This is a genomic window from Microcoleus sp. B6-A1 (genome assembly GCF_036705085.1).
GTDB lineage: Bacteria > Cyanobacteriota > Cyanobacteriia > Cyanobacteriales > Microcoleaceae > Microcoleus.
In genome coordinates this window covers 24669-38062 of the sequence record NZ_JAUBTU010000030.1, presented here as the reverse complement: position 1 = coordinate 38062, position 13394 = coordinate 24669, and the positions used below count along the sequence as shown (strand labels likewise).

Here is a 13394-nt window from a genome sequence, read left to right as displayed (position 1 = left end):
TAGATGTACTTTTGCTACACAAATTAGTCTCAAAATGTCTACTTTGGACATATTGTCAAGCGAATGTTATGATAGTTTACAATATAGGAGACACAACAAATTCTGCGAAACGTCATTCCGATCAATTTCGCATCAATCTCAGCAAACTGGAGGAGCGATTTATGGATATGCCTACAACCAGCCTCAGCATGGAACAGCAGTTCAAACTTCAAGTGCTGCGCGAAGAAGTCAAAAGGTTAAGCCAAGACCAAGCTCAGGAATACTTGCTCGAAGTTATGCGGCAAAGTATGGTCAAAGAAAACCTGTTCAAGCATTGGATGAAGAATATTTGACACTCTCCGCGCTGAAGCTGCGGGGATTCTTAAGACCATAATTTAAGTCTTAAAGGCGCTGACAAAGCACCCCTACCGATTCCGCTTAGATCGAGTCCAAGCATTATCGCTACTTTTCTACCAATGTTCCCACAACCATTGCAATCTGCATTAATCAACCAACCTTGAGCTGTTCTGTACAAACCACGCTTAACTCGTTTGCCAGTTGGAAGCCACCCTTCGGGTTTTTCGCCGAATGTAGGTAGCGAATCATTATCAACAAACGACGCTTTGGATGAATAAGATTCTTCCGTTTCCACAAATTTCAATCCGTACTGCTCACAAAGTTGAGCAATTCTATCTTTTAATCGGCCCGTAGGGATTTGCACAAACTTTTGATTAGTTGTGTTTCCCATATTGGCAGATTTTTTTTGTCCCTTATTCCAGCCGAATACAATCGTTCCTATCCGATTTTTTAAGCTGTGGTTTATTACCTTCCTTGCTGCCTTGTTGACGGCATCTCGCATTTGGCGGTTACGTTTCTCTGTTAAGCAGGCAAGTCTTTTAGACCAGAATTCATTAGCTTTTCCCTTCATCAGAAATGCCACCCGTTTGTTGTATCCCTGATTGAGCGATTTTAAATGCCTGCCATCAACAATAAAACTTGTACCGACATTGCTCACGCAAGTTAGCCAGTTATCTACGCCGTGGTCAATCATTAAGCACTTAGTCGGGTCTATATCTGCCTGTATTTGGTTTACTTTGTAGACCAATTCTAGGTAGAAACAGCCGTTACGAGGAAGAATGCGATACTCTCGAATCGACTTAAAATCAAGATTAGAGGGTATCGGTAAAAAGAACGCATCTAAGCCGAACCACGCTTTAACCTTGCTTCCAAGGGGGAATCTCAACATTCCTTCTTTGAGTTTTACCGACCTACCTGTAAATGTCACAAGTGCCCTTCCGCCTTGACGATATTTTGGTAGTTTCGGGCGTTCCGTAATTACCCCACTTTTAAAAGCTCTTAGTAATCCCATAAATGACTTAAAAGACTCTGCTACGCCCGTCAATATTTGTTGGGCAGTATCAGAGTAGAACGCTTGATAGTGTCGGTTCCGATTTTCAGTACCCAAAACTTTGTGCAACTGATCACGGCTTGGGATTTTACCAGTTTTAAAGTATAGCTGGCGGCCATAGTAAGTTCCGCAATTAGAAAGCTTGGCAGCTTCGGAACACAGGTATTCAAGAATAGCTTGAACATCTGAATCAGCCCGAATTAAATTTTGTTGACAGCCAAACATGAGTAGTCCTCCTTGTTGTAATATAATACAGCCAAACACCGGAAAAGAGCGTGAACAAACGTTGAAATTTTTTAGATGAAGGAATCTAAATTTGCACTCGTTGAAGATCGCTGCAAATCTGTAGGTAGAACTAAAACTGATGTATTTATAGTCAATCAGGAGCCTCAAGGTTAAGGAAAAGCCGTCCTGAAAGGACGGGGCTTCAGACCCAGTTTTTTGGTGAACTCTTCGAGCATTTCTTCACAAAAATCAGCGGCTTGTATCTGCAAAAAGTGCGATCGACTCACATCTTGCACCATTGTCAAGAACAGGCTTTCCGGCCTGTTCCACAAAGAGTGAATTTTCTTGTGGAACAGGCCGGAAAGCCTGTTCCTAAAAAGCTTATTGAGAATGGTGCAACATCTCAGATCGAGCTTTTAATCATAAAATCCAGAATCCCGCTTTCTCCAAGAAAGCGGGATTCTAAATTCAGAAAAGTTTTACGCGGTTTTTTTGGTCGCTACCAGACTCAGCAAATTAAAGATATTTAGTCTCTTAGAAAGAAACTTCGTTTGTGTAGCGACAGGTTGAAACCTGTCGCGGAATCAACCAAAACGGCCGCTGACATAATCTAAAGTAGACTCTTCCTTTGGACTTTGGAAAATTACCTCAGTCTTGTCACACTCCACAAGATAGCCAAACCGCTTCCCATCGTCAGAAAGTTTAGCATTGAAAAAAGCAGTCAGGTCAGAAACCCGAGAAGCCTGCTGCATATTGTGAGTAACGATCACGATCGTATACTTTTCCTTGAGTTCCCGCATCAACTCCTCAATCTTAATCGTAGAAATCGGGTCAAGAGAAGCGCAAGGTTCATCCATTAACACTACATCAGGATTAATCGCGATCGCCCTAGCAATACACAAACGCTGCTGCTGGCCACCCGAAAGAGAAAAACCGCTTTGCTTCAACTTATCCTTCACCTCATCCCACAAATAAGCTTGGCTGAGCGATTTTTCTACCAGCTCATCCATATCCCCCTTATAATTGTTTACCCTCGCACCGTAAGCAATATTGTCATAAATCGACTTCGGGAAAGGATTCGGCTTTTGGAATACCATCCCAATCTTGCGGCGCACCTCTACAGCATCAATATCAGGAGCGTAAAGATTTTGATCGTAGTAATCAATTCTACCCTCTAAACGAAAACCGTTAACTAAATCGTTGAGGCGGTTAAAACATCGCAGAATTGTACTTTTACCGCAGCCAGACGGCCCAATCAAAGCAGTAATGCGATTTTTAGGAATCTCCATACAAACATTTTTAACCGCGTGAAAAGCGCCGTAAAAAATATTGATATTTTCTGTCCGTAAAATTGTTTCCGTTTGCTTGTCTAAATCCATCATCATACTGCTAATTATCCAATCGAATTTTACAAAATAACAAGAAGGCGAGACTGGGAGACACAGAAAGTAGGAGACGAAAGGAAACACAGTTAAATTCATCCGTGTATCGGTGTCCAAATCCGTGTCGTGCCCTTCTTCCTTCAATAAACTTTTTGGCGAGTAGCCCAGCGAGAAAGAATACTCGTCAGCAAAACCATAATCACCAAAATCAAAGATGCCGCCCAGGCCAATTCTTTCTGTGCCTTAAAAGGAACCGTTGCAAAGTTGTACACCAAAACCGAAAGACTCGGAGTTGGCTTATCAAATCCTGCCGGCCAAAAAGGCGAATTCAGCGCCGTGAAAATCAAAGGAGCAGTTTCTCCAGCAGCGCGAGCAATTGCCAGCGTCACACCCGTTAAAATAGCCGGAATTGCCGCAGGCAAAACCACCTGCAACACCGTTTGATAATTAGAAGCACCCACACCAACCGAGGCCCATCTAATATCTTGCGGGACGATTTGTAGAGCTTCGTCAGTAGTCCGCACAATCGTCGGCAACATCAGCACAGCCAGCGCCGCACCCCCTGCAATTGCCGAAAAACCTCCCATATTTACCACGAACAAACCGTAGGCAAATACCCCTGCAATAATCGAAGGAACGCCGCTGAGGACATTAGTAGCAAAGCGTACCCAGCGAGCTACTTGGCCGCTGCTGAACTCCGACAAATAAACGGCGGCCAATACACCAAAAGGAACAGCAATTAAAGAAGCAATTCCCACCGTCATCAATGTACCGAGAATTGCATTAGCAATACCGCCTCCCGATAGTCCGGGCGGGGGTGGCAACTTGGTAAACAAGTCTAAATTCAGACGATTGAAACCTTGTACGGTGACATAGGAAAGAACTGCAAACAAAGGCAGCAGAGTTATGGCCAGACTAGCTCCAGCCAGTACAGTCATCCCCAGACTAAACAGCGCTTGTGGGCTGTTTTTAACCTTCTTTAAACTGCCTGTTTTCGATACCAAAGGATTCTCATCGGAGACGCTATTTGACATAAACTAAAACTCTGTAGGAAATGGCGGCAAACTTCTAGTTGTACTTCGCTCTTACTTGAGAAACAATCCACTCTGCTAAAATATTAACAATCAGTGTCATAATAAACAGAATTAGCCCAGTGTACATCAGAGCTGCTACTTGCAACCCGGAGGCTTCCGCAAACTGATTTGCCATCAGAGAAGCAATAGTATTTGCCGGAGCTAGCACAGAAAGACTTAACTGATTGGAATTGCCAATTAACAGAGTCGCAGCCATTGTTTCTCCCATCGCGCGACCGAGCCCAAGCATAATTCCGCCGACAATACCGGAAAAAGCCGCCGGTACGAGCACTCTAAAAATTGTTGTCCACCGAGTAGCTCCTAAACCTAGAGATGCTTGCCGCAAATCGGGCGGGAGACTTGCCAAAGAGTCGCGGGAGATGGCAGTAATAATCGGCAAAGTCATAATTCCCAAAATTACTCCTGCTGGTAACATTCCCGGGCCCACTGGCGAGGTGCTAAAAATCGGCAGCCATCCGAAAGTGCCGTTGAGAAACTTGCCGAGAGTGGTAATCATGGGAATCAATACAGCAATTCCCCACAAACCGTAGACTACGCTGGGAATGGCGGCTAAAAGTTCTACTAAAAAAACTAAAGCGGTACGCACTGGCAGCGGCAAAAAATCTTCACTCAAGAAGATGGCAGTCCCTACTCCTAATGGTACTGCAATTAGGAGCGCGATCGCCGAACTGACGATCGTCCCGTAAATCATCGGCAGCGCACCGTACTCTTCTTTAACCGGATTCCAATCACTGCCAAACAGAAAGCCCAAACCGTACTGTTGAATCGCCGGTAAAGCCCGATAAGCAACGGTGAGCGCGATTACCAGCAAAATTACACCAACTCCTATGCCCAAAATCCGCGTCAGCCAGATAAAGCCTTGGTCTAAGGATTTTTCTGCCCCAGAGCGCGATCGGCTCTGTGATTGAGCGCTGTTATTATCTGAAATCATAGAAAAAAAAACCAAATATATAGTAGCCGAAAATAGCCTGTTTCGGAAAAAGCTAGAAGGAAGCAGAAAGAAAGACGATAAATAAAATCACAGAGGGGCGGGTTTATTAATCCCCTGACTTTTCAACAAATATTTCTGGTAAAACCTGACCCTTGTATTTTGAAAGAGGTAGATGGCGATTTACCGTTGGGTGGGGCGGGTTTATCAGATTATTGATTTTAGGCAATTATTGTCGGTGAACCCGCCCCTACAGAAATATCTCTCTTCCTTCTTCCTTTTTTCCCTCTGCCAACTGTCAACTAACAACTGCCAACTGTCAACTGCCCACTGACTTCTCTTACTATTTGGCAACCTCAATCTTGTAGTCTGCGCTGATGCCGTCAGCGGCCGCGGCTACTTTTTCTTTAACGTTTTGGGGCAGAGGAACGTAGCCCAATTCGGAACTAACTTTTTGACCTTCATTCAAGCCGTATTCAACCATTGCCTCGATGGTTTTGGCTTTGTTGGGGTCAGTAACTGTTTTGGGGACGAGCATCCAAGTGTAGGTGACAATTGGATAGGATTGAGCGCCTTCGGGGTCTTCGATAAATGCTCGCAGGTTTTCCGGCATCGGCACAGTTGCTAAAGCTTGAGAAGCTGATTCGTCGGTAGGTGCGACAAAGCTGCCTGCTTTGTTTTCCAAAGATGCAAATTTGACATTGTTGTTTTTGGCATAGCCGTATTCTATGTAGCCGAGGCTGCCTACGGTTTGCAGAATTTGGGCTGTCACGCCTTCGTTGCCTTTTGCGCCTACGCCTACGGGCCACTGTACTGTTTTGCCGTCGCCTACTGCACTTTTCCAGTCGGGGCTGATGGCACTCAGGTGTTTGGTGAAGACGGCGGTGGTACCGCTACCGTCGGAACGGTGGACGATGGTGATGGCTTGGTCTGGCAATTTAGCGCCCGGGTTGGCTGCTGCAATTTTGGGGTCGTTCCACTTGGTAATTTTACCGGCGAAGATATCTGCGTAAACATCCCGTGGCAGTTTCAGTGGTTCGGTTAAGTCTGGCAGGTTGTAGCCGATGACGATGCTGCCGGCTGTCATGGGCAGCAAGATCACGCCTTTGTCTGCTGGAACTTTGGCGATTTCGTCGTCTTTCATGCCGGTGTCGCTGGCCCCAAAGTCTACTGTGCCTTTGGTAAATTGTTCGACTCCGGCGCCGCTGCCTACTGATTGATAGTTAATTTGTACTTTGGGGTTGATTTTGTTGAAGTCTTGAAACCAACGCTGGTACAGGGGGGCGGGGAATGAGGCGCCGGCTGCGGTGATGGCTACGTCTGAGGCTAGGGCGAGTTTGGTGTTTTCCGCTGTGCCGGTGGCTGCAACGGGGGATGCGCCGGGGGATGCTGCGGTGTCGCCGGGGCTGGGGCTGCTGCTTGTGGTTGTGCTGCCACCGCCGCAAGCTGCTACACTGAGGGCGATCGCCATAGCGGAAATTGCAGTAGTCAGACGGTTTGAATTAATCAAGTTGAGACGAAAAAGCATAGGTATAAAAAATCTGCGATCGTTATACGGGTGTCCCGCACCAGCATAGCGCGCAAAAGTAAAGGTTAGGTTAAGAATCTTTACACTTAATGGCAATTTAATATTAATTAATATTATTAATTAATTGATGAGCTTGACAAGGCTGATTTTCTAAGATAAAGGCAAGATAGATTTGTACGGAAACCAGGATTCGATCGCCCGATCGCGAAAAATTCCCCATTAAATTATCACAATATCTAGGCTTGAGAACCAGAAAACCATACAATGGTGGTTATTTTGACAGTGGTGCTACTATTAAGAATTTAAAAACTGGGGGCATTGAAGCTGGCATCGGACAAATACCTTCTGAGGAAGGCCGTTTGATGATATAGCAACCGCCCTGACGGTTAGGACGTTCTTAATTGCACAAACATAAACGGTCGATTGCAACTTCTGTCTTCCTTCTTTCTTCTGCTATAATGCCTGCTCCTATTGAATTAATCTGGGCTGTTATTGGTTTGCTCCTGACGATAGGAGGCACTTTTTTGCCTGCATCTGTCACAATTCCTGTTGGGTTGTGGGACGATCGAGGACTTCAGGCGTACTCTTTAGGTGTTACCTATCAAATTGGAGCCGTTTTGCTAGTAGGCTGCATGGGGGGGAAAAATGCTGCGGCTCTCTCGCAAATTGCCTATTTGGCATTAGGATTAACTTTGTGGCCAGTTTTTTCTCAAGGCGGCGGCATCGGCTATCTCAAAGAAGCGAGTTTTGGGTATTTGCTGGGTTTTGTGCCTGGTGCTTGGGTGTGCGGCTGGGTGGCTTTTAAGGTGGCTTCGCGGCTGGAATCTATGGCTTTTAGCTGTTTGTGCGGTTTGTTCACTGTTCACGCGATCGGCTTAATTTATCTAATTTTTACTTACTGGCTGCCTCCGGCCAAAAAAACACCTTTATTCGATGAGATTCTTAAATATTCGGTTTATCCTCTGCCGGGACAATTGGCGGTAGTTTGTGCGATCGCAGTGCTGTCATTTACTTTACGCCGCTTGATGTTTTATTAATTGGGGAATTGGGAATTGGTAATTGGGAATTGGTAATCGGGGATTGGTAATTGTGCAAAATAAGGTTATACTATCATTGCCCAACGGGAGAGTTATCGCGCTGCGGCTGGGATTGCTTTGACCCACTGCATTCTGCTCGCAATGACAAGTGAGATTGGAGTAAATTCTCTCATGTCCGATGCCCCATTTTCTATTGCTTAATTCATGCGTTTTAAAAGAAATCCCTTGTTCTGGGTAGCTGCTGTTATCAGTTTAGTTTTAGACCACCTGGCTAAGTTTTGGGTGGTGCAAAATTTTGACTTGACGGTTCCTCCGCAGACGCAGGCGGTGTTACCTGGGGTGTTTCACTTCACTTATGTTGTTAATACCGGTGCGGCTTTTAGTCTTTTCAGCAATGGCGGGGCGATTTGGTTGCGCTGGCTGTCTTTGGGCGTTAGTGTCGGATTGATTGTGCTGGCTTGGTTCGGGCCGCGAATTAACCGCTGGGAACAAGCTGGCTACGGTTTGATTTTGGGGGGAGCACTAGGGAATGGGATCGATCGATTTGTTTCGGGCCATGTTGTAGATTTTATCGATTTTCGGATCATTCGGTTCCCCGTATTTAATCTAGCCGATGTGTTTATTAATGCTGGGATTATCTGTTTGCTGATTGCAACTTTTCACAGTGCACCGCCGCCGCCGAGAAGTCAGGACGATCGCGATTCTATTTCAGAGTAAATTTGAAGAAGCAAGAAGGAAGTTCGCCAACAGATTCGCTTTCTTCGGATGTAACGGATGTAACAGCTAACTAACTGTAGGGTGCGTCAGCGGGGATCTCCTTAGTTTGTGGTCGCCACATTCAACCCTGACGCACCCTACAATGACTTTGGAAATGCCTTAAAATGAGATAAGAACAGACCTATTGTTAAAACTAAATTTGCCCGTGAATCCTAATCCCTTTGCCCAAGAACGCTTACTATTTGTCCCAGCAACCCCCGATGCTGATGCTATCCCGACTATTTTTGCTTTTCCCAACGAGTACACGGTGGGTATTACCAGTCTCGGCTATCAGATAGTGTGGGCCACTTTGGCTGTGCGATCGGATATTGAAGTGGGCCGTTTATTTACTGATATCAGCGAACCACTTCCCCGAAATCCAGAATTACTGGGATTTTCGCTTTCTTGGGAACTAGACTATGTAAATATTCTCAATTTATTGGAATCTTTAGAAATTCCGATTTGGGCGTCAAAACGAACTGATAATCATCCGATCGTATTCGGCGGCGGCCCGGTTTTTACTGCTAATCCCGAACCTTTTGCCGATTTTTTTGATGTGATTTTGCTCGGAGATGGCGAACATCTCATAGACAATTTTATTGATGCTTGTAAACAAGTCCGTACCGCCGACAGAAAAACTAAATTGCGGCATTTAGCCCAAGTTCCGGGAGTTTACGTCCCCAGTTTGTACGAGGTAACTTATCTGGATGCAACTGAGGGGATTAAATCGATTCAGCCTGTCGATTCGGGAATTCCCAGTATGGTTGAAAAACAGACTTATCGCGGCAATACTTTATCTGCTTCCACTGTGGTGACAGAAAAAGCGGCTTGGGAAAATATTTACATGGTGGAAGTGGTTCGTAGTTGTCCAGAAATGTGCCGTTTTTGTTTGGCAAGTTATCTGACTTTGCCGTTTAGAACTGCGAGTTTGGAGGGTTCGCTAATTCCGGCGATCGATCGCGGTTTAGCTGTGACTAATCGTTTGGGTTTGTTGGGTGCTTCTGTCACTCAGCACCCGGAATTTGAAGCGTTGCTGGATCATTTGAATCATCCGAAATACGACGGCGTGCGGCTGAGTCTTTCTTCGGTAAGGACGAATACGGTGACAGTTAAGCTAGCAGAAATATTGACCAACAGAGACAGCAAATCTGTGACAATTGCGGTGGAAAGCGGGAGCGATCGCCTCCGCAAAATCGTTAACAAAAAACTCACAAATGACGAAATTATCCAAGCTGCTATTAATGCTAAAGCTGGCGGATTAAAGGGAATTAAACTTTACGGAATGGCGGGAATTCCCGGCGAAGAAATGGAGGATTTAGAGGAGACGGTGGAGATGATGCGGGCGATTAGAAAAGCCGCTCCCGGTTTGCGGTTGACTCTGGGATGCAGCACTTTTGTCCCCAAATCTCACACTCCTTTTCAGTGGTTTGGAGTGAATAAAGATGCGGAGAAGAGGCTGAAGTTTTTAGATAAAGAATTGCGTAAGTTAGGTTTAGAATTTAGACCTGAAAGCTATAACTGGTCTGTGATTCAGGGTTTGTTGTCAAAGGGCGATCGGCGGTTGTCTCGGCTGTTGGAATTAGTGCGGCATTACGGCGATACTTTGGGCAGTTATCGGCGGGCATTTAAGGAGTTGCGCGGACAGTTGCCTGAGATGGATTTTTATGTTTTTCAAGAGTGGGAATTGGATCAGGTTTTGCCTTGGAGTCATTTAAAAGGGCCGCTACCGGAGGCGACTTTGAAGAAGCATTTAGCGGAGGCGATGAGTCATTTTAGGACGAAGGATTTGCAGTTGACGAGTTAAGAAATAGCGGATGCGAAAGTGCGTTAGCGAAGCCCTCGAAGAGGAGCGCATCTTTGCAAGTAAGTAGATTGAAAGCTAACTTAACAAGATAAAATAAGGAGCGACGTACTATAATACAATTATGCCAGAAGTTCAACCCAAGGAAATTCAGCGTTATGTCACATCAGATGGCAGAGTACCTTTCGCTGAGTGGTTTGATTCCTTCAAAGATACAAACACTCAAGCCAAGATTCGATCTAGGCTAAATCGGGTTGTTACTGGTAATTTGGGAGACTATCGTTCAGTTGGAGAAGGAGTTTGCGAACTCAGAATAGACTATGGCCCTGGTTTCCGAATCTATTTTGGGCAAGTTGGAACAACAATTGTGCTTCTCCTCTGCGGTGGAGATAAAAGCACTCAAAACCGAGATATCCTCCAAGCAAAAGAATACTGGACAGATTACAACAGGATTTAAAACAATGGCTAAAAGTATTCCCGATCATCCGTTTTTGATTGAATCTCTGAGAAAAAACCCGGCATTGTCAGCCGCCTATATAACGGCGACTATAGAGGAAATCGACCCGGAACCTGAATTGCTGAAACTTGCTCTGGGCGATGTAGCAGAAGCTTTGGGTCTACCAAAAATGACTCCAGAACAATATGAATTGCACTTAAAAAAACTGGATGAATTGCTGTCGCAGCAAGGAAGTGATGCGATTTACAATCTGGGAACTTGGCTGAATGCTTTGGGATTGAAACTAACAGTTGCTGTTTGTACTGATACAGAGGATAATACTGCAAATGCTGAAACGCGATCGGAAATAACTGTTTAACTTGATCTACAAAATGCCTAATTTTCGATATTCATCCTTAATTAATGCCACCGTTGAAGCAGTCTGGAACTTTCACGAAAGGCCGGGCATTCGGCAACTTTTGACCCCGCCTTGGCAACCGGTTCAAGATAAGACGAGGAGCGACATACTATAATACAATTATGGCAGAAGTCCAACGAGAGTGAAATTCAGCGTTATGTTGCCTCAGACGGTCAAGTGCCGTTTGATAACTGGTATGATTCGCTCCGAGATAGCAAAATTTCAACAATTATCAATAAAAGACTTAACCGAGTTATTTTGGGGAATTTGGGAGATTGTCAATCAGTTGGAAATGGAGTCTTTGAATTAAGGATAGACTATGGCCCTGGTTTCAGAATCTATTTTGGGCAAGTAGGAACAACAATTATACTTCTTCTGTGCGGAGGAGATAAAAGCACTCAAGACCGAGACATTCGCCAAGCAATAGAATACTGGACAGATTATAGGAGTTAAAAAAATGCCTAAAAGTTTACCGTATCATGACTTTTTGATGGCACGGCTAAAAAACCCCAGTTATGCGGCAGTCTATCTCGAAACTCATTTTGAATTAGATGAAGGCGAAGAACCTGACGAAGCATTGCTGAAACGAGCTCTGGGCGATGTAGCTGAAGCTCTAGGTCTACCAAAAATGACTCCAGAACAATATGAATTGCACTTAAAAGAACTGGATGAATTGCTATCGCAGCAAGGAAGCAATACAATTTACAATCTGGGAACTTGGCTGAATGCTTTGGGATTGAAACTAACAGTTGCTGTTTGTACTGAGACAGAGGATAATACTGCAAATGCTGAAATTCCCGCACAATTAAGTGTTTAGCAAAATTCAAAAAATGCCCAATTTTAAATACTCGTCGCTGATTAATGCCACCGTTGAAACAGTCTGGAACTTTCACGAAAGACCCGACATTCTGCAACTTTTGACTCCGCCTTGGCAACCGGTGAAAATCATTCGCCGCGAAGGGGGACTCGATGTGGGTGCTGTATCAGAATTTCGCCTGTTATTGGGGCCAATTCCTGTAAAATGGGTGGCGACTCACACTGAGTGCGAACAATATCGCTTGTTTGTTGATGAACAAACTGAGGGGCCAATGGCACGTTGGGTTCACCGACACGAGTTTACCTCAGAAAATGGCCAGACTAGATTGACAGATGCGATCGCATTTTCGATACCGGGCGGCCCGATTGTCGATTTGCTGTTAGGTTGGTGGGTGGAAATGCGGTTAACAGATATGTTTCGCTACCGCCACGAAGTCACAAAAAGAGAGTGCGAGAAAGATGCAAACAACGGCTGAATATTACTGTGCTTTCTGCGGCGAACCGAGTACAACTTTTGTTGATATCAGCGGTGGTATGGAGCAATCTTATATCGAAGATTGTCAGGTTTGCTGTCGCCCGAATGTTCTTTATGTCAGAATAGATGAAGATACCCTGGATATTGAAATAGATACTGACTATCAAGAATAAGTGACTATAAAAATGTCGGAATTGCCTTTGATGCTGACGTGGTAGAATTTATCAATCTTGAAGCGGCTGCTTCTACGAAAGCCCGAAAAATTCGAGAGTTTACCGAACAGTTTGGCGACATTTCTGGGTGCCATTGAATTGCTATCATCCAAGGGTGATAGCAGTGCTCCATTGCTTCTACCAAAGTGTCAGGTGCATCGGCTACTATTTGCCAATCGGATGTTACCTTTCGCACTGCTTGATGATGCCAGGAAACAACTGTTGTTGAAGTTTTTCCCATAATTTTTGCTAGCCGACTGGTGGGCTCAATTTCAATGGTATGCTCGATCGCACGCGGGGGAATTCCCGATCCGTGATTAACCTCATCTCCGTAAGCATCCGGTACGTGAATCACCAAACTGCCGCCGCTGGCTACGTTCAACATTTGCATTCCCCGGCAAATCCCCAACACAGGTATGTCAGCCTTCAAAGCTAGCTTTGCTAAGCTTAATTCAAAATTGTCGCGTTCTGCATTAACCGAGTAAACTGTGCGATCGACATAACCGCCATACAGTTCTGGGTTAATATCTCCGCCCCCGGAAAAAATCAAACCATCTACTGCATCCAAAATACTAGCCGGATCTAATTGATTGGGCGGCAGTAAAATCGGAATGCCACCAGCCGCCTGCACTGCATCAATATAAGTTCCATTTAAACGATATTCGCCTGCTGGACAGCGGTTGTATGTTGTGATGCCAACAATCGGAAATTTTTTCATTTGCTAGAGGTTGGGAGATAATTATTTAGATTAATACTCAGATTTGGCACTATTTGTAATCAGTGTTTCATGGGCGGGCTACTAGGAGCAACGACCCACAATAAAACTTACTTATTGTTGTGAAACAGGCATCTTGCCTGTTTCTTGTCTGATTACTTGTGATGGATTTCTAGATTAAACT

General features: G+C 44.9%; 18 protein-coding genes and 1 pseudogene. 12 read left to right on the top strand and 7 right to left on the bottom strand.

The genetic code is table 11. From position 1 onward, the window contains the following. The first annotated feature begins 68 nt into the window (after window positions 1-68). Window positions 69-332 carry an NblA/ycf18 family protein gene (locus tag QUB11_RS31280; protein ID WP_445300760.1) on the top strand — a complete coding sequence of 88 codons (264 nt, stop codon included), beginning with the start codon at window positions 69-71 and terminating at the stop codon, window positions 330-332. 29 nt (window positions 333-361) lie between these two features. Here QUB11_RS31280 and QUB11_RS13450 read toward each other — a convergent pair whose 3' ends face one another. Both QUB11_RS13450 and QUB11_RS13445 read right to left on the bottom strand, forming a co-directional pair. Continuing rightward, window positions 362-1612, bottom strand: a complete 1251-nt coding sequence (locus QUB11_RS13450) for a transposase (RefSeq protein WP_333204505.1) — start codon at window positions 1610-1612, stop codon at window positions 362-364. Window positions 1613-1782: 170 nt separating this feature from the next. Further along, on the bottom strand, window positions 1783-1944 hold the full coding sequence (locus tag QUB11_RS13445) for a hypothetical protein (protein ID WP_333204507.1): 162 nt from the start codon (window positions 1942-1944) through the stop codon (window positions 1783-1785). A 15-nt stretch (window positions 1945-1959) separates the two neighbouring features. Here QUB11_RS13445 and QUB11_RS13440 point away from each other — a divergent pair, with 15 nt between their 5' ends. Further along, window positions 1960-2142 carry a hypothetical protein gene (locus QUB11_RS13440; protein ID WP_333204509.1) on the top strand — a complete coding sequence of 61 codons (183 nt, stop codon included), beginning with the start codon at window positions 1960-1962 and terminating at the stop codon, window positions 2140-2142. A gap of 54 nt (window positions 2143-2196) precedes the next feature. Here the strand turns inward: QUB11_RS13440 and pstB are convergent, their stop codons facing one another. The 4 genes from pstB to pstS form a co-directional block, all read right to left on the bottom strand. Next, window positions 2197-2997: a phosphate ABC transporter ATP-binding protein PstB gene (pstB, locus tag QUB11_RS13435; RefSeq protein WP_333204511.1), complete on the bottom strand. Its 801-nt coding sequence runs from the start codon at window positions 2995-2997 to the stop codon at window positions 2197-2199. 137 nt (window positions 2998-3134) lie between these two features. Further along, complete coding sequence (pstA, locus tag QUB11_RS13430; RefSeq protein ID WP_333204513.1) at window positions 3135-4028, bottom strand: phosphate ABC transporter permease PstA; 894 nt, start codon at window positions 4026-4028, stop codon at window positions 3135-3137. A 34-nt stretch (window positions 4029-4062) separates the two neighbouring features. Next, window positions 4063-5019 carry a phosphate ABC transporter permease subunit PstC gene (pstC, locus tag QUB11_RS13425; RefSeq protein WP_333153601.1) on the bottom strand — a complete coding sequence of 319 codons (957 nt, stop codon included), beginning with the start codon at window positions 5017-5019 and terminating at the stop codon, window positions 4063-4065. 340 nt (window positions 5020-5359) lie between these two features. Then, a complete protein-coding gene (gene pstS / locus QUB11_RS13420) occupies window positions 5360-6544 on the bottom strand; it encodes a phosphate ABC transporter substrate-binding protein PstS (protein WP_333204547.1) in 1185 nt (394 codons plus the stop codon). A gap of 458 nt (window positions 6545-7002) precedes the next feature. Between pstS and QUB11_RS13415 the strand changes: the two genes are divergently transcribed. The 10 genes and pseudogenes from QUB11_RS13415 to QUB11_RS13370 all read left to right on the top strand — a co-directional run bounded on the left by QUB11_RS13415 (window position 7003) and on the right by QUB11_RS13370 (window position 12456). After that, window positions 7003-7581 (top strand): biotin transporter BioY, encoded by a 579-nt coding sequence (locus QUB11_RS13415; RefSeq protein WP_333204515.1) that lies wholly within the window; start codon window positions 7003-7005, stop codon window positions 7579-7581. Window positions 7582-7785: 204 nt separating this feature from the next. Continuing rightward, entirely contained in the window at window positions 7786-8298 is a 513-nt protein-coding gene (gene lspA / locus QUB11_RS13410) for a signal peptidase II (protein ID WP_333204517.1), read from the top strand. A gap of 205 nt (window positions 8299-8503) precedes the next feature. Then, on the top strand, window positions 8504-10141 hold the full coding sequence (locus QUB11_RS13405; protein ID WP_333204520.1) for a radical SAM protein: 1638 nt from the start codon (window positions 8504-8506) through the stop codon (window positions 10139-10141). Window positions 10142-10262: 121 nt separating this feature from the next. Next, window positions 10263-10595: a type II toxin-antitoxin system RelE/ParE family toxin gene (locus QUB11_RS13400; RefSeq protein ID WP_194008965.1), complete on the top strand. Its 333-nt coding sequence runs from the start codon at window positions 10263-10265 to the stop codon at window positions 10593-10595. A gap of 4 nt (window positions 10596-10599) precedes the next feature. Next, window positions 10600-10953: a transcriptional regulator gene (locus tag QUB11_RS13395; protein ID WP_333204523.1), complete on the top strand. Its 354-nt coding sequence runs from the start codon at window positions 10600-10602 to the stop codon at window positions 10951-10953. 13 nt (window positions 10954-10966) lie between these two features. Beyond that, window positions 10967-11080: pseudogene (locus tag QUB11_RS13390) on the top strand (SRPBCC family protein); the annotation flags it as partial. A 59-nt stretch (window positions 11081-11139) separates the two neighbouring features. Further along, complete coding sequence (locus tag QUB11_RS13385; RefSeq protein WP_445251180.1) at window positions 11140-11445, top strand: type II toxin-antitoxin system RelE/ParE family toxin; 306 nt, start codon at window positions 11140-11142, stop codon at window positions 11443-11445. Window positions 11446-11449: 4 nt separating this feature from the next. Then, window positions 11450-11809 carry a transcriptional regulator gene (locus QUB11_RS13380; RefSeq protein WP_333204525.1) on the top strand — a complete coding sequence of 120 codons (360 nt, stop codon included), beginning with the start codon at window positions 11450-11452 and terminating at the stop codon, window positions 11807-11809. Window positions 11810-11822: 13 nt separating this feature from the next. Further along, entirely contained in the window at window positions 11823-12284 is a 462-nt protein-coding gene (locus tag QUB11_RS13375) for an SRPBCC family protein (protein ID WP_333204527.1), read from the top strand. Further along, window positions 12268-12456: a CPXCG motif-containing cysteine-rich protein gene (locus tag QUB11_RS13370; RefSeq protein ID WP_006635525.1), complete on the top strand. Its 189-nt coding sequence runs from the start codon at window positions 12268-12270 to the stop codon at window positions 12454-12456. The genes QUB11_RS13375 and QUB11_RS13370 overlap by 17 nt, the downstream gene beginning before the upstream one ends. Window positions 12457-12460: 4 nt before the next feature. Here the strand turns inward: QUB11_RS13370 and QUB11_RS13365 are convergent, their stop codons facing one another. After that, window positions 12461-13213, bottom strand: coding sequence for a gamma-glutamyl-gamma-aminobutyrate hydrolase family protein (locus tag QUB11_RS13365; RefSeq protein ID WP_333204529.1), 753 nt, complete (start codon window positions 13211-13213; stop codon window positions 12461-12463). Window positions 13214-13394: the final 181 nt, after the last annotated feature.